This window comes from Micromonospora sp. NPDC005203, from assembly GCF_042872705.1.
Lineage (GTDB): Bacteria > Actinomycetota > Actinomycetes > Mycobacteriales > Micromonosporaceae > Micromonospora.
In genome coordinates, this window is the sequence record NZ_JBIAKV010000002.1 from 329,236 (window position 1) to 343,190 (window position 13,955).

General features: G+C 72.9%; 17 protein-coding genes. 11 read left to right on the forward strand and 6 right to left on the reverse strand.

The features are described 5' to 3' along the window. The first annotated feature begins 24 nt into the window (after positions 1–24). Positions 25–615 (forward strand): FABP family protein, encoded by a 591-nt coding sequence (locus ACFYPM_RS06755; RefSeq protein ID WP_387191981.1) that lies wholly within the window; start codon positions 25–27, stop codon positions 613–615. Here ACFYPM_RS06755 and ACFYPM_RS06760 read toward each other — a convergent pair whose 3' ends face one another. Further along, positions 616–1,494 (reverse strand): aminotransferase class IV, encoded by an 879-nt coding sequence (locus ACFYPM_RS06760; RefSeq protein WP_387191983.1) that lies wholly within the window; start codon positions 1,492–1,494, stop codon positions 616–618. A 69-nt stretch (positions 1,495–1,563) separates the two neighbouring features. Here ACFYPM_RS06760 and ACFYPM_RS06765 point away from each other — a divergent pair, with 69 nt between their 5' ends. From ACFYPM_RS06765 to ACFYPM_RS06780, 4 genes are all read left to right on the forward strand, one after another. Continuing rightward, complete coding sequence (locus ACFYPM_RS06765) at positions 1,564–1,992, forward strand: Fur family transcriptional regulator (protein ID WP_357253782.1); 429 nt, start codon at positions 1,564–1,566, stop codon at positions 1,990–1,992. Beyond that, positions 1,989–3,101 carry a YgfZ/GcvT domain-containing protein gene (locus ACFYPM_RS06770; protein WP_387191986.1) on the forward strand — a complete coding sequence of 371 codons (1,113 nt, stop codon included), beginning with the start codon at positions 1,989–1,991 and terminating at the stop codon, positions 3,099–3,101. The genes ACFYPM_RS06765 and ACFYPM_RS06770 overlap by 4 nt, the downstream gene beginning before the upstream one ends. Before the next feature lie 23 nt (positions 3,102–3,124). Beyond that, complete coding sequence (locus tag ACFYPM_RS06775; protein WP_387191988.1) at positions 3,125–3,952, forward strand: 3-keto-5-aminohexanoate cleavage protein; 828 nt, start codon at positions 3,125–3,127, stop codon at positions 3,950–3,952. Positions 3,953–4,046: 94 nt separating this feature from the next. Then, positions 4,047–5,006, forward strand: a complete 960-nt coding sequence (locus tag ACFYPM_RS06780) for an asparaginase (RefSeq protein WP_387191990.1) — start codon at positions 4,047–4,049, stop codon at positions 5,004–5,006. A 37-nt stretch (positions 5,007–5,043) separates the two neighbouring features. Here ACFYPM_RS06780 and ACFYPM_RS06785 read toward each other — a convergent pair whose 3' ends face one another. Beyond that, the gene (locus ACFYPM_RS06785; protein WP_387191992.1) at positions 5,044–5,841 is read right to left on the reverse strand and encodes an alpha/beta fold hydrolase; all 798 of its coding nucleotides are present in this window, start codon (positions 5,839–5,841) and stop codon (positions 5,044–5,046) included. A 112-nt stretch (positions 5,842–5,953) separates the two neighbouring features. On the opposite strand from ACFYPM_RS06785, the gene ACFYPM_RS06790 reads away from it, so the two are divergent. From ACFYPM_RS06790 to ACFYPM_RS06815, 6 genes are all read left to right on the forward strand, one after another. Further along, entirely contained in the window at positions 5,954–6,565 is a 612-nt protein-coding gene (locus ACFYPM_RS06790; RefSeq protein WP_387191994.1) for a helix-turn-helix domain-containing protein, read from the forward strand. Next, positions 6,562–7,272, forward strand: coding sequence for a hypothetical protein (locus tag ACFYPM_RS06795; RefSeq protein ID WP_387191996.1), 711 nt, complete (start codon positions 6,562–6,564; stop codon positions 7,270–7,272). The genes ACFYPM_RS06790 and ACFYPM_RS06795 overlap by 4 nt, the downstream gene beginning before the upstream one ends. Before the next feature lie 71 nt (positions 7,273–7,343). Further along, positions 7,344–7,658 (forward strand): DUF2516 family protein, encoded by a 315-nt coding sequence (locus tag ACFYPM_RS06800; RefSeq protein WP_088950380.1) that lies wholly within the window; start codon positions 7,344–7,346, stop codon positions 7,656–7,658. Next, a complete protein-coding gene (locus ACFYPM_RS06805) occupies positions 7,655–8,542 on the forward strand; it encodes an alpha/beta fold hydrolase (protein WP_387191998.1) in 888 nt (295 codons plus the stop codon). Before ACFYPM_RS06800 ends, ACFYPM_RS06805 begins: the two co-directional genes overlap by 4 nt. 11 nt (positions 8,543–8,553) lie before the next feature. Then, positions 8,554–9,291 (forward strand): alanyl-tRNA editing protein, encoded by a 738-nt coding sequence (locus tag ACFYPM_RS06810; RefSeq protein WP_238644360.1) that lies wholly within the window; start codon positions 8,554–8,556, stop codon positions 9,289–9,291. A 104-nt stretch (positions 9,292–9,395) separates the two neighbouring features. Continuing rightward, entirely contained in the window at positions 9,396–10,310 is a 915-nt protein-coding gene (locus ACFYPM_RS06815; RefSeq protein WP_387192000.1) for an SDR family oxidoreductase, read from the forward strand. On the opposite strand, the gene ACFYPM_RS06820 is transcribed toward ACFYPM_RS06815, so the two are convergent. The 4 genes from ACFYPM_RS06820 to ACFYPM_RS06835 are packed head-to-tail and all read right to left on the reverse strand — an operon-like array spanning position 10,301 to position 13,945. Then, positions 10,301–11,269: a helix-turn-helix transcriptional regulator gene (locus ACFYPM_RS06820; protein ID WP_387192002.1), complete on the reverse strand. Its 969-nt coding sequence runs from the start codon at positions 11,267–11,269 to the stop codon at positions 10,301–10,303. The two genes, ACFYPM_RS06815 and ACFYPM_RS06820, sit on opposite strands and share 10 nt — an antisense overlap. Before the next feature lie 23 nt (positions 11,270–11,292). After that, complete coding sequence (locus tag ACFYPM_RS06825) at positions 11,293–11,934, reverse strand: response regulator (protein WP_387192004.1); 642 nt, start codon at positions 11,932–11,934, stop codon at positions 11,293–11,295. Continuing rightward, complete coding sequence (locus ACFYPM_RS06830; RefSeq protein ID WP_387192006.1) at positions 11,931–13,199, reverse strand: sensor histidine kinase; 1,269 nt, start codon at positions 13,197–13,199, stop codon at positions 11,931–11,933. The genes ACFYPM_RS06825 and ACFYPM_RS06830 overlap by 4 nt, the downstream gene beginning before the upstream one ends. A gap of 11 nt (positions 13,200–13,210) precedes the next feature. Beyond that, entirely contained in the window at positions 13,211–13,945 is a 735-nt protein-coding gene (locus tag ACFYPM_RS06835) for an ABC transporter permease (RefSeq protein ID WP_387192008.1), read from the reverse strand. Positions 13,946–13,955 lie beyond the last annotated feature (10 nt).

A 13,955-nucleotide genomic window follows, 5' to 3' on the forward strand; every position in this document is an offset into this window, starting at 1 on the left:
GCAGTCGCGAACGAAGGTGGCACTGTGAGCGACGAGAACCCGCTGCAGCCGCCGTGGCTGAACGCGCCGCCGGTCGAGGAGTACCCCTTCGAGGAGAGTCACGACCTGCGGGTCGGGCCGAAGCTGCACCCGGCGTTGGATGGCCTGCTGCCCTACATCGGCCTCTGGCGCGGCCGGGGCAAGGGTGGTTTCCCCACCATCGAGGATTTCGACTACGCGCAGGAGATCCGGATCAGCCACGACGGCCGGCCGTTCCTGCACTACGAGTCCCGTGCCTGGATCCTGGACGAGCAGAGCAAGCCGGTCCGTCCGGCCGGCCGTGAGGTTGGCTGGTGGCGGCCGGTGCTGGTGGACGGTCGGGCGACCGACGAGCTGGAGGCGCTGCTGACCACCCCGACGGGGATCATGGAGCTGCACCTGGGCAAGCGCACCGGCACCCAGGTGGAGTTCGCCACCGACGCGGTGATCCGGACTCCGACCGCCAAGGAGGTCACCGGCGGGCACCGACTCTTCGGCATCGTCGAGGGCGCGTTGCTCTACGCCCAGGAGTTGGCCGCCGTGGGGCACGGGCTCAGCCCGCACCTCTCCGCCCGGCTCGTCCGAGTCGGTGGCTGACTAGCCGGGAAAACCCAGCAGAGCCTGTAGGGCGGGGGTGCGCGGGCAGCGGACCCGACGCACCCCGTCCAGCGTGTGGACCTCGACGGCCCCGCGTACCGACGAGGTGAACCACACGCCGTCCGCCGCGTGCAGTTCGGCGGGGGTGACCATCCGCTCGGCGGCGCGCAGGCCCACCTCGGCGGCGTGGGCGAGCAGCCAGGCCACGGTCGTGCCGGCGAGGATGCCGGTGGTGGCGGCCGGCACCGTGCGGAGCGTGTCGTCGGTGAGCCACACCACATTCGCGGTGGGACCCTCCAAGGCGTACCCGTCGGAGGAGATCCAGAGCGCGTCGTCCACGCCGGTCCGGCGGGCCCAGCGGCGGGCGGCGCTGCTGAGCGCGTACGACGTCGATTTGATCCCGGCGGGCAGCCAGCTCAGTGCGCTGCGGGCGTCGGCGGGCATCCCCAGCGGCAGGGTGGCCACGCTGATTCCGGTCCGCCGGGCGGCCCGGGAGGCCGCCGGTACGGGCGCCAGTGTGGCGTACACCGTGGGCGGGCCGCCGGTCTCGGGGCCTCGGGTGCAGACCAACCGCAGTGCCCCCTCCACAGCCGCTGGCCAGCCCGCACACACCTCGTCGAGCAGGTCGATCAGCGCTGCGGTGGGCGGCACGGCCAGTTCGACGGCGGCGGCCCCGGCGACCAGCCGGGCGAGGTGTTCGTCGCGCAGCCACGGCCGGCCCTGACGCAGGTGCATGGTCTCGAAGAGGCCGTCGCCGTGCAGTACGCCGAGGTCGTCACCGCGGAGCATCGGGTCACCGGTCGGCACCGGGCCGCGCCCGAGGACGACGGTCCGCGCGGTCGGATCGGCCCAGATCTCTCCGGCGGGGGACATCACCATGACCATCGAGCGTAGCGGCGGTCGATCGCGGTGCCCGGACCGGCACGGTGGCCGAACTATGATCGGACGGTGTCCGAATCCTCCCTCGCGGAAATGCTGCGAGCCCGTGGGCTGCGTCTGACGCCCCAGCGGCAGCTCGTCCTCCAGGCGGTGCTCGATCTGGGGCACGCCAGCCCGGAGCAGGTGCACACCGCCGTCCGGGAGGTCGCCGCCGGCGTCAACATCACCACCATCTATCGCACGCTTGAGCTGCTGGAACGGCTCGGCCTGGTCACCCACACGCACCTGTCGCACGGCTCGCCGACCTATCACGCCGCCGGTGAGCACCAACACGTCCACCTGGTCTGCCGGGAGTGCGGGGCGATCGACGAGATCGATCCGGGGCTGCTCCGGCCGCTCGCCGACGAGTTGGCCGCGCAGCGGGGGTTCCGGGTGGATATCGGGCACGTGTCACTCTTCGGCGTCTGCGTACGCTGCGAGAACGGGGACAACAAATGATCGACATCGCGGGTGCGGTGGCCGTCGAGAGCATCGACGAGGCGAGCCGCGACCAGCCGGATCCGGCGCACGTCGCGGCCGGGGTGCGGGGAGTGGCCGCGCACTACGGGGACCCGCTGCGCGAGCAGCGCACCCTCGACACCGAGGTCGGCCTGGTCGACCGGTCGCACCGGGGGGTCGTCGCGGTGCCCGGGGAGGAGCGCGCCGGCTGGTTGCACACGATCACCTCGCAGCACCTGACGACGCTTGCCGCCGGTGAGGGCACCGAGCTGCTGGTGCTCTCCCCGCACGGCCACGTGGAGCAGCACGCACTTGTCGCGGAGGACGGCGAGACCGCCTGGCTGGACACCGAGCCGGGTGCGACCGAGGGCCTCCTGACCTACCTGGAGAAGATGCGGTTCTTCAGCCGGGTCGACCCGCGCGACGCGACCGCCGAACGGGCGTTGCTGTCGCTGGTCGGGCCGGCGGCGACCGAGGCGCTGGCCACACTCGGCGTGACCGGGCTGGCCGCACCGGACCTGGTCGCGGTGCCGGGTCCGAAGTTCGCCGCCGGCGCCGTGCCACCGCGGGCGAGCATCCGGTACGACGTCAAACCGCTGCCGATCGGCGGCTGGGCGCGGCGCGGCCTGCTCGGGGTGGACCTGCTGGTGCCCCGCTCGGCGATGGACCAGGTGGTGGCGGAACTGCGCGGCGCCGGCGTGCCGGTCGCGGGGCTGTGGGCGTACGAGGCGATCCGGGTGGCCGCCCGGCAGCCCCGGGTCGGAGTGGACACCGACCACCGGACCATTCCGGCGGAGGTGGATCTGATCGGCCCGGCGGTGCATCTCGACAAGGGTTGTTACCGGGGGCAGGAGACGGTGGCCCGGGTGCACAACATGGGCCGACCGCCGCGTCGACTCGTCCTGCTGCACCTGGACGGGGTGACCACCGACCAGCCGCCGGCGGCCGGTACGCCGGTGACCCTCGACGGCCGGGCGGTCGGCTTCGTCGGCAGTGCCGTGCTGCACCACGAGCTGGGGCAGGTCGCCCTCGCGGTGCTGAAGCGGAACGTCCCGGACGACGCCGCGCTGCGGATCGGGGAGACGGCGGCGGCGATCGACCCGTCCTGAGCGGGGCGTCTAGGATCGCCGGCATGACGACAGGGACGTTGATCACGGTGGCCCCGACCGGCGCGGAGTCGGCCAAGGCGGAGGTGCCGGCGCTGCCGGTAACCCTCGACGAGCTGCTGCTCACCGCCAAGGAGTGCGAGGCGCTCGGCGCGGCCGTGATCCACGTCCACATTCGCGACGACGAGGCCCGGCCGACCCTCGACCCGGTGCGGCTGGCCGACACGGTGGCGGCGCTGCGGGACAGCACCGACCTGATCGTGCAGCTCTCCTCGGGCGGCGCGGTGACCGACCCGGAGGCGGCCCGGCTCGCCGTGCTCGACGCCCGGCCGGACATGGCCTCCTGCACCATGGGCACTGTCAACTTCGGCGACGACGTCTTCCTCAACCGCTGGGAGTTCATCGTCGACCTGCACACGCGGATGCAGGAGCGCGGGATCGTGCCGGAGTACGAGATCTTCGACCTGGGCCACCTGTCCGCGCTGCAGCGACTGCTCGGCAAGTACGGGCTGCCGGCCGGCGGGCACGTGCACGTCGACTTCGTGATGGGCGTGCCGGGCGGCATGCCGGGCACCACCGAGACCCTTGTCGCGGCCCACCGGATGCTGCGCGACCTGCCTGAGGGCACCACCTTCTCGGCCACCGGCGTCGGCCGCAGCACCCTCGGAGTGCTGTTGGCCGCACTGTCGACGGGCGGGCACCTGCGGGTCGGCATGGAAGACACCGTGACGTACGCGAAGGGGCGTCCGGTGGAGTCCAACATGCAACTGGTCGCCCGCGCGGTGGGTTTCGCCCAGCTCGCCCAGCGCCCGCCGCTGACCACCACCGAGGCCCGCGAGCTGCTCGGGCTGTAAGGCCGGGTCTGTCCCGCGCTCCTGTCACCCGGGTGGAGGACCACCTGGTCACCCCGCCGACGGGCACCCCGGGACCGTCGGTACCGTCCAGCGCGTGACGAAGACGTACGAGGGCGGCGCGCCGCTCGCCGAGGTGGTCCGGTCCGGGTTCGTGGAGGGTGCGCACCGCGGCTCGGTGGTGGTGCTGGACCGCACCGGGGCGCCGGTGGCCGCCGCCGGGGACGTGACGTCGCCGATCTTCCCCCGCTCGGCCAGCAAACCGATGCAGGCGATCGGGATGCTTCGCGCCGGCCTGTCGTTGACCGACCCGGCCGACCTGGCCCTGGTGTCGGCGAGCCACGCGGGTGAGGACTTCCACCTGGCCCGGGTCGGTGCGCTGCTGGAGCGCGCCGGGCTGGACGCGGAAGCGTTGCACTGCCCACCCGACCTGCCGGCGGGCGCGGCGGCCCGGGAGGCCGTGCTGCGCGCCGGTGGCGGACCCACCCGGGTGCAGATGAACTGCTCCGGCAAGCACAGCGGGATGCTGCTGACCTGCGAGGCCGCCGGGTGGCCGCGGGATGGCTACTGGCGGCCGGAGCACCCGTTGCAGCAGCGGCTGCGGGCGGCCATCGAGGAGTTCACCGGGGAACAGACGGCGGCGGTGGGCGTGGACGGCTGCGGCGCCCCGGTGCTCGCCGTCTCGCTGACCGGCCTTGCCGGGGCGTTCCTCCGGCTGGTCGACGCCGAGCCCGGCTCGGTGCCCCGCGCCGTGGCCGACGCCATGCGCGCGTACCCGGAGATCGTCGGTGGCACCCAGGCCGACGACACCCGGCTCATGCGTGGGGTCCCGGGCCTGCTGGCCAAGATTGGTGCCGAGGGTGTGATCGCGGTGGCCCTGCCGGGCGTCGGCGCCGTCGCACTGAAGATCGACGACGGCGCCGACCGGGCCCGGATGCCGGTGCTGGTCTCCGCGCTGCGCCGGCTGGGCGTGGACGCCCCGGTGCTGACCGAGTACGCCCAGGTGCCGCTCTTCGGCGGCGGCGTTCCAGTCGGCGCGGTCCGCCCGCTCTGGTAACGCCACCGGTCGGGTGGCTCGCCGCGTGTCCTGCTAGCTACCTCAGGAAGTCGAGCAGGGCGGCGTTGACCGGCTCCGGACGCTCCAGCGGAAGCAGGTGCCCGGCGTCCGGCACGTCGGGCAGTCGTACCGCGCCGGGGACCTCGGCGGCGATCCGGTCGGCGAGTCGACTGATGTCCGGCACGTCCGCGGCGCCGGCGGTGACCAGGACGGGGATCTTCAGCTCGCCGAGGCGACCGATCGCCGGTGGCGTCAGCTCGCCCACCTCGACCGCGCCGAGCGCCAGCTCGGCGGCGAGGGCGCGCTGGTCCATCTCCTGCGCGAACGCGAGCAGTTCCGGGTCGACGTCCTCCGGCTGGCGGGCCGGGCCGACCACCCAGAACCGCACCTCGCCGGCCGCCCCGGCGACGAAGTCGTCCGGGTCCACCTCTCCGACCAGGCTGTCCCAGAGGTCGTTCGCCTCCTCGGACCACTCGTTGCCGGAGACCGCGGTGTCGAACAGCGCGAGCGCGCTCACCCGGTCGGGGTGGGCCAGCGCGGTGTCGATGGCGACCGACCCGCCGAAGGAGCAGCCGACCAGGGCGGCCCGGGGCAGGTCGAGCGCGTCCAGCAGCCCGGCCACGTCGTCGTGGTGCGTGAACGGGGTGGGGGGCAACTCCGAGTCTCCGTAGCCGCGCAGGTCCGGAACGATCACCCGGTGCCGAGTGGCGAGCGCGGGCACCTGCCCCCGCCACATCCGCCGGTCGGCGATGCCGGCGTGCAGCAGCACGACCGGCGAACCGGTGCCGGCCTCGTCGTACGCGATGCTTGCTCCGTTGACTGTGATCGTGTGCACGCTCGGACCGTACGGATCGGCGTAGCGGCGCGCAAACAGGACGCTGAGACCTTGCTAACTACGGCTAGCATTTTGCTTGCAAGAGCTAGCGCGATTGGTTAGCGTCGCTGGCATGGCCACACCCAAGGACCTTCCCGACGTCGGCGGGTTCATCCGTGATTTGCGGCGCAACGCCAAGATCTCGCTGCGACAGCTCGCCGAGCAGGCGGGGGTCAGCAACCCGTACCTGAGCCAGATCGAGCGCGGGCTGCGCAAGCCGAGCGCCGAGGTGCTTCAGCAGCTGGCGAGCGCGCTGCGGGTCTCCACCCCCGCGATGTACCTGCGCGCCGGGCTGCTCGACGACAAGGAGGGCCACGGTGTGCTGGCCGCCATCGCCGTGGACGCCGACCTGACGATGGCCCAGAAGCAGTCGCTCAGCCAGATCTACGAGACGTTCCGCCGGGAGAACACCCGGCTGGCCGAGGCTGCGGGCACCGGAGCGACCGGAGCGACCGGAGCGACCACCCCGACCGACGTCGCCGACCAGCCCGCCGACGTGGCAAACCTGGCCGCCACCGGCCCCACCACCGCAGGCGGCACCCCGACCGAGGCCGTGCTCGAGTCGGTCGCCGTCACCGAGGCGGGCACCGCACCCGCCCCGGGCAGCACCAGCACCCCCGAGAAGAAGGCCGCCGGTCCGGCGGCCCGCGAGGCCGCCCCGGTGGCCGAAGAGGAGACCTCATGAGCGAGCCGAAGACCAACCGCATCCCCGCCCCGATCTACGCCGCCGCTGGCGCCGGTGAGTTGGCCATCGAGCAGCTGCGCAAGCTGCCGGCCGTGGTGGGCGTCCTCGGCACCCGGGTCGTCGCCGACCTGGGCGGCCGGGCCGTGCTGACCGGCTTCGAGTTGCGGCAGAAGGCCACCGAGACGCTGCGTACCGCCAACGAGACCGCCGGGACGCTGCGCGACCTGGACCTGGCCAAGCTCCGCGAGTCGGCCGAGTTGGCCAAACTGCGCGAGGCCGCCGACCTCGACAAGCTGCGGGCTGCCGCGACCCGCAACGCCATCATGGTCTTCGCGGGCGCGCAGGCCGCCCAGGAGCGGGCCTACGCGGCGTACGGCGCGCTTGTCGCCCGCGGCGAGCGGGTGGTCGGCGCCGGCGTGCTGGAGGCCGCCGAGACGGTCAACGCCGACATCGAGGCGACCGAGACAGTGACGCCCGTCACCGCCACCCCGGCCGCCCCGGTCGCGACCCCGGCCGACGTGCCGACCCCCGCCGACGTGCCGACCCCCGCCGACGTGCCGACCCCGGCCGACGTGGCCGAGATCGTCGAGGCCAAGCCGGCCGCCGCCAAGAAGGCCGCCCGTGCGCCGAAGGCCGCCAAGCCGGCCGCGACCCCGTCGGCGAAGCTTCCCGGGGCCACCAAGCGGACCCGCCCGGCGGCCGAGTAGTTCGTCAGGTCGACGACCCCGGCGGCGTCCTTGTCGGACGTAGCCGGGGTCCTCGACATAAGCTTGCCGACATGGCCAACGCCGCGCCGATCTTCGCGTTCGAAGTCCGCTACGTGATCGAGCTGATCCTGCTCGTCTTCGCGCTGATCGTTCAGGGCGTCGCTCTGGTGCACGCGATCACCCAGCGCTCCGACGCCTTCCCCGCCATTGGCACCCTCCCGAAGGGCGGCTGGATCGCCATCCTCGCCGTCTGCCTCGTGCTGACCCTGCTGGGCTTCGGCCCGATCAGCCTCTTCGGTCTGATCGGGATCGCCGCCGGCCTGATCTATCTCCTCGACGTTCGGGTCGGTCTGCGCGACCTGAGCGACGGCAAAGGGTTCTGGTGAGAGGTTTTCGCTGGCCACCCCCACCGGACAGTGGACCCCGCACCTGGGGTCCCGGCCCGGGTGGGCCGCGTACCGGCCGACCGGCGCTGCCGGAGCCGGAGACCGACCTGGTCGCCACCCCGCACGGCGTACGCCTGGAACGCCTGGTCACCGGCACCGGTGATCCGGTGACCGTGTTCGCACACGGGCTGGGCAACGGCATCGCCACCACCCGCCCGTTCGGCAGTGGCGTGACCGGCCGCAAGGTGTTCTTCCAGTTCCGCGGGCACGGCCGTTCCGACGCCCCGGACGGGTCGTGGGACTACCTGGACCTGGCCCGGGATCTGCGCGCGATCGCGGACCTCGGCGGGGCCAGCCGGGCGTTCGGGGCGAGCCTCGGTGCTGGTGCCCTCTGCCGGCTGCTCGCGGAGAGCCCGGAGCGTTTCGAGAAGCTGGTCTTCTTTCTGCCGGCGGTGCTCGACGAGCCGCGCGGGCCGGTCGCCCAAGAACGGATCACGGATCTGCTGGCGGCGGTGCAGAGCGGGGAGGCCTCGGCGGTCGCCGACGTCGTCGCGCTGGAGCTGCCCGCGGCGGTGCGCAACACCCCGGCCGGCTGGGCGTACCTGCGGCAGCGGCTCGACCAGCTGCTGCGCGACGGTCTGGCCGAGGGCCTGGCCACGCTTGCGGAGCAGACGTCGCTGCGCCAGATCGGCGACCTGGCGGCGGTCACCGCGCCGGCGCTTGTCATCGGCTGCGCGGGCGACGACCTGCATCCGGTCGAGGTCGCCGAACGGCTCGCCACGGCGCTGCCCCAGGCCACCCTGCACGTGTACGACAGGCCCGGCGTCCTCTGGACGGAACGCGCCGACCTGCGGGACCGCATCGCCGGCTTCCTGAACGAGTAACCTGCCCTGTCATGGGCGTCACACAACATGGCCGCACGCACCGGCTCGACCTCGCCGACCCGACCCTGCGCGAGTGGACGTGCACGGTCCTGCACGCCGACGCCGAGCAGGGCATCGTGCTGGACCGCTCCGCGTTCTACCCGGGCGGCGGCGGCCAACCGCCGGACCACGGAGTGCTGCTGTGGCAGGGCGTGCAGACCCGGATCGTCGGCACCCGCAAGGGCGACGACCCGTACCTGATCCCCGCCGAGGGTGACCCGCTGCCTCCGGTCGGCACCGAGGTCGTCGGCGCGCTGGAGGACGAGCGCCGCACCCGGCTGATGCGTACCCACTCGGGCCTGCACGTGCTCTGCGGTGTGGTGTTCCGCGACTTCGGCGCGCTGGTGACCGGCAACTCCATGGAGCCGGGTGAGGCCCGGATGGACTTCAACCTCCCCGAGGTGCCACCGGACTTCAAGAGCCGGATCGAGGAGCTGGTCAACGCCGAGGTGGCCGCCGACCGCTCGGTCGCCACCCGGGTGCTGCCGCGCACCGAGGCGCTGGCCCTGCCGGACATCATCCGTACCCAGTCCAACCTCATTCCGCCGGATGAGCAGGAGGTCCGGATCGTCGACATCGTCGGGTTGGACGTGCAGGCCGACGGCGGCACCCACGTCGCGTCCACCGCGCAGATCGGCAAGGTGCAGGTCGTGAAGGTGGAGAGCAAGGGCCGGGCCAACCGCCGGGTCCGCGTCCGGCTGGTGGACTGAGACGGCTCGGGCTGGACCGGTCGCGAAAGGTCTCCGCGCAGTTCGCCGGAGCGGTCCGGGAATTCGGACGCCCGTTGTCAGGTATCGCTGACAACCTCGCAGGTATGACACAACCGCTCGCAGGAAAGATCGCGCTCGTCGCCGGTGCCACCCGCGGCGCAGGTCGGCAGATCGCCGTCCAGCTCGGCGCCGCTGGCGCGACCGTGTACGCCACCGGTCGCAGCAGCCGCACCGGTCGCTCGGAGATGGACCGGCCGGAGACCATCGAGGAGTCCGCCGAGCTGGTCACCGAGGCCGGAGGCACGGGCATCGCCGTCCAGGTCGACCACCTGGTGCCCGAGCAGGTCCGCGACCTCGTCGCACAGATCGACGCCGAGCAGGGCCAACTCGACGTGCTGGTCAACGACATCTGGGGCGGCGACCCGTTGGTCACCTGGGACAAGCCGGTCTGGGAGCAGCCCCTGGACGCTGGCTTCCGGACCCTGCGGCTGGCCATCGACACGCACATCATCACCAGCCACTTCGCCCTGCCGCTGCTGATCCGCAAGCCCGGCGGTCTGGTGGTGGAGATGGGGGACGGCACCAAGGCGTACAACGACGAGAACTACCGGCTGTCGGTCTTCTACGACCTGGCCAAGGTGTCGGTCAACCGGCTCGCCTTCAGTCAGGCGCACGAGCTGAAGCCGCACGGCTGCACGGCGGTGGCGCTCACCCCCGGCTGGATCCGCTCCGAGGCGATGCTTGAGCACTTCGGCGTGACCGAGGAGAACTGGCGTGACGGCGCCGCCACCGACCCGAACTTCCTCATCTCGGAGACCCCGGCCTTCGTCGGCCGGGCGGTGGCCGCGCTCGCCGCCGACGAGGACAAGGCCCGCTGGAACGGCGAGTCCGTCGACGCCGGCGCGCTGTCCAAGGTGTACGGCTTCACCGACCTCGACGGCAGCCAACCGGAGGGCTTCCGGTACATCACCGAGGTGGTCGACGCGGGCAAGCCGGCGGATGTCACCGGCTACCGGTAGAGCGCGCCGAGGCGGTCGGCCGCGTCGGCCAACAACTGCCGCAACTCGGGTGGATCGAGCACCTCGACCTCGGGGCCGAGCCCCAGCAGTTGGCGGTACGCCACCGGGACCGACTCGACCGGCAGCCGGGCCACCACCCAGCCCTGTCCGTCGGGCGCACTGGCGGCGGCGAGCACCTCGTCGTACACGTTGGGGGCATCGACCAGGTGCCGGAGCTGGCGCTGGCCGGCGGGGCTCAGCCGGACGGCGACCTCGGCCCGCAGCATGGTCCGCAGGAACGACCCGGCCTGCTCGCGCCAGTGCCCGGCCAGGTCGAAGCCCTCGTCCCGCTCGAAGCTTTCCTCGCCCACCTCGACCCCGGTGACCCGGTCCACCCGATAGGTGCGCGTGTCGTCGTCGACCCGGCCGACCAGATACCAGACCCCACTCTTGAGGACCAGCCCGTACGGCTGGACCCGCCGGGTCACCTCCCGGTCGCCGCGCCGGTAGCGCAACTCCACCACCCGGTCGCGCCAGACCGCCCGGGCCAGTTCGGCCAGCCGCGGCGGCGGTGGGGTCTCCCGGAACCAGCCCGGCACGTCCAGGTGGAACCGCTGCCCGGCGCGGGCCGGGGCGTCGCGCAGGGCGGGCGGCAGGGCGGCGAGCACCTTCAGTTCGGCGGACGCGACCGCGTCGGCGAGCCCCATGTCCCCGGCCGGGCCGGGCAGCCCGGAGAGGAAGAGCGCCTCCGCCTCGTCCCGGGTCAGCCCGGTCAGTCGGGTGCGGTAGCCGCCGAGCAGCCGGTAACCGCCGGCCCGACCCCGGTCGGCGTAGACCGGCACCCCGGCGGCGGAGAGCGCCAGCACGTCCCGGTAGACGGTCCGCTCGGAGACCTCCAACTCCCGCGCCAGCTCGCTCGCGGTCATCGACCCGCGCGCCTGCAACAACAACAGCAACGAGATCAGCCGGGACGCGCGCACCCGCCCATCCTGCCCGGTGCCGCTCACCGCCCGCCGGGCGTCAGCAACCCCCGGTCGTACGCGGTGGCCACCGCGGCAGCGCGGTCGTTGACCCCGAGCTTGGCGTACACGTGCAGCAGGTGGGTCTTGACGGTGGCCTCGCTGATGAACAGGCGGGTCGCCGCCTCCCGGTTGGAGGCACCCCGGGCGACCAGGGTGAGCACCTCCAACTCCCGTTGACTGAGCGGCTCCTCGGCGGGAGCGCGCAGCCGACCCATCAGCCGGCCGGCGACGCTCGGCGCGAGCACCGACTCACCACGGGCCGCCGCCCGGACCGCGCGCACCAGGTCGTCCCGAGGGGTGTCCTTGAGCAGGTAACCGGTCGCACCGGCCTCGATCGCCGGCAGCACGTCCGCGTCCGTGTCGTAGGTGGTGAGCACCAGCACCCGGGCGGTGCTCCCGGCACGAGCCAGCCGGCCGATAGCGGTCACCCCGTCCATCCCGGGCATCCGTAGGTCCATCAGCACCACGTCCGGCCGCAGCGTCCCGATCAGGGCCAACGCCTGCGAGCCGTCCGCGGCCTCGCCCACCACCTCGAAATCGGGGTCGCCGGTGAACATCCCCCGCAGGCCGTCCCGCACGACCGGGTGGTCGTCGACGATCAGCAGTCGTACCGGGGCGGTCAACCGACACCTCCGGGCAGCGCGGGGACGGAGGCCGAGATCGCGGTGCCGCTGCCCGGCTCGGATTCGACAGCCAACTCGCCGCCGACCCGGGTCACCCGCTGCCGCATGGCGGTCAGCCCGTACCCGCCGCCCGGCTCGCGGGGCGCAGGCCGGTCGGTGATGTCGAAGCCGGCCCCGTCGTCACGGACATCGAGCGTGACCACGTCCGCCATGTACGACAGGGTCAGCCCGACCCGCGACGCGGCGGCGTGCCGAGCGACGTTTGACAGCGCCTCCTGGGCGGCCCGCAGCAGGGTCACCTCGACCTCCGGGTGCAGTGGACGGGGCGTGCCGGTGGTGGCCACGTCGGCCCGTACCCCGTTGAGGGCCGACCAGCGGCCGCCCAGCTCGACCAGGGCGTCCGGCAGCCGGGCCGTCTCCAACGGTTCCGGGCGCACCGCCTGCACCGAGCGGCGGGCCTCGGTGAGGCTCTCCCGGGCCAGGGCGAGCGCGTTGTCGACGTGCCGGCGCCAGTCGGCGGACCGGTCGCGGCCCTGCTCGGCCGCCTCCAGCTGGGTGATGATGCCGGTCAACCCCTGCGCCAGGGTGTCGTGGATCTCCCGGGCCATCCGTTGCCGCTCGTCCAGCACGCCGGCCTCCCGGGCCTGGGTGAGCAGTTGGGCGTGCAGCCCGGCGTTCTCCCGGGCCGTCTCGGTGAGTTGGTGGTTGGCCTCGCCGAGTTCCGCCACCAACCGCTTGCGTTTGGCGTCCTCCTGCTCGGCGACCATCGCGAACCAGCTCACCGAGCCGGCCACCACCAGGTTGAAGAGCACCAGCACCAGCCAGAGCGGCAGGTGCGACACCACCACCGACAGGCCCCCACCCTGAGACGTGGCGACCAGGGAGGCAGTGGTGACCACACCCGCGACCCGCCAGCGCCCGGGCAGCACCGGAAAGGCGTGGATGTAGCCGATCCAGGCGAAGAAGCCGTACCACGGGCTGGCTGCCACCAGCGCGGCGGCGAACGTGAGCAGCCCGGCGTAGTAGACCGCCATCAGCCTGCGCCGGTCCTGCCAGCCGGGATGCAGGGTGACGAACCAGGCGACCCAGCAGCCGGCAGCCACGGCGACGGCGAGGGTGGGCAGCGCCCCGACATGATGAGGTGCCGGTGCGACGAGGGCCAGCAGGGTGCCCAGGGCCAGCCCGCCGAAGGGGAACACCCGATAGAGGCTCGCCTCGCGCTCTCGCCAACTGGTCAGACGGTCGTGCCCATCGTTGCAGGTCATCACAACACCGCTCACTCCCAGCGGAACAGTTTCGCCGCACCGGCCCCGGCCGCCACGGCGATCACCGCCATTATCCCCAGGTGCAGCGGCTGCGGCGGCGTGCCGGTCCAGGCGTCGAGGAGCGCCTGCACACCGGGCGGCGTGTAGTCGCCGATCCGCGCCACGACGTCCGGGAGCAGGAAGCGGGGGAGATAGACGCCGCCGAAGAACATGGTGACCAGGAACAGCGGCACGGCCAGGGCCTGGGCCGCCTTCGTCGTCCGGGCCACGGCGGCGACCAGCAGGCCGAGAGCCAGCAGCGCCGCCGCACCGAGCACGAACGCCAGCGCGAAGCCGAGCGGGTGCCGGGGCAGCGGCACCCCGAAGGCCAACCGGGCGACGACGATGAGAAGCAGCGCGCTGGCCAGGATCCCGGCGAGGGCCAGCACCAGTTGGGCGGCGAGCAGAGCCGCCGGGTGCGCCGGAGTGGTCGCCAGCCGGCGCAGCACCCCGCGTTCCCGATAGGTGGCCAACACGGCGGGCAGGGTGTTCACCCCCACCATGGCGAGGGTGACCACCAGCAGCGATGGCGCGAAGTAGCTGACGAAGGTCTGCCCGTCGAAGTTCGGATCCGGCTCGCGGAGCGCCGGGATCAGCCCCAACACCGTCAGGATCAGGGTGGGCAGCCCGACGGTGGTGAGCAGCGTCGGCAGATCCCGTAGGTAGAGCCGCGCCTCGATCCTCAGGATCTGGCGAAAGGCGTGCATGGTGGCTCCC

Coding starts and splice junctions, on each gene's coding strand:
- ACFYPM_RS06795 (WP_387191996.1), top strand. CDS start 6,562: ATGAGCGAGCCGAAGACCAACCGCATCCCCGCCCCGATCTACGCCGCC.
- ACFYPM_RS06800 (WP_088950380.1), top strand. CDS start 7,344: ATGGCCAACGCCGCGCCGATCTTCGCGTTCGAAGTCCGCTACGTGATC.
- ACFYPM_RS06810 (WP_238644360.1), top strand. CDS start 8,554: ATGGGCGTCACACAACATGGCCGCACGCACCGGCTCGACCTCGCCGAC.
- ACFYPM_RS06770 (WP_387191986.1), top strand. CDS start 1,989: ATGATCGACATCGCGGGTGCGGTGGCCGTCGAGAGCATCGACGAGGCG.
- ACFYPM_RS06760 (WP_387191983.1), bottom strand. CDS start 1,494: ATGGTGATGTCCCCCGCCGGAGAGATCTGGGCCGATCCGACCGCGCGG.
- ACFYPM_RS06775 (WP_387191988.1), top strand. CDS start 3,125: ATGACGACAGGGACGTTGATCACGGTGGCCCCGACCGGCGCGGAGTCG.
- ACFYPM_RS06830 (WP_387192006.1), bottom strand. CDS start 13,199: ATGACCTGCAACGATGGGCACGACCGTCTGACCAGTTGGCGAGAGCGC.
- ACFYPM_RS06815 (WP_387192000.1), top strand. CDS start 9,396: ATGACACAACCGCTCGCAGGAAAGATCGCGCTCGTCGCCGGTGCCACC.
- ACFYPM_RS06790 (WP_387191994.1), top strand. CDS start 5,954: ATGGCCACACCCAAGGACCTTCCCGACGTCGGCGGGTTCATCCGTGAT.
- ACFYPM_RS06835 (WP_387192008.1), bottom strand. CDS start 13,945: ATGCACGCCTTTCGCCAGATCCTGAGGATCGAGGCGCGGCTCTACCTA.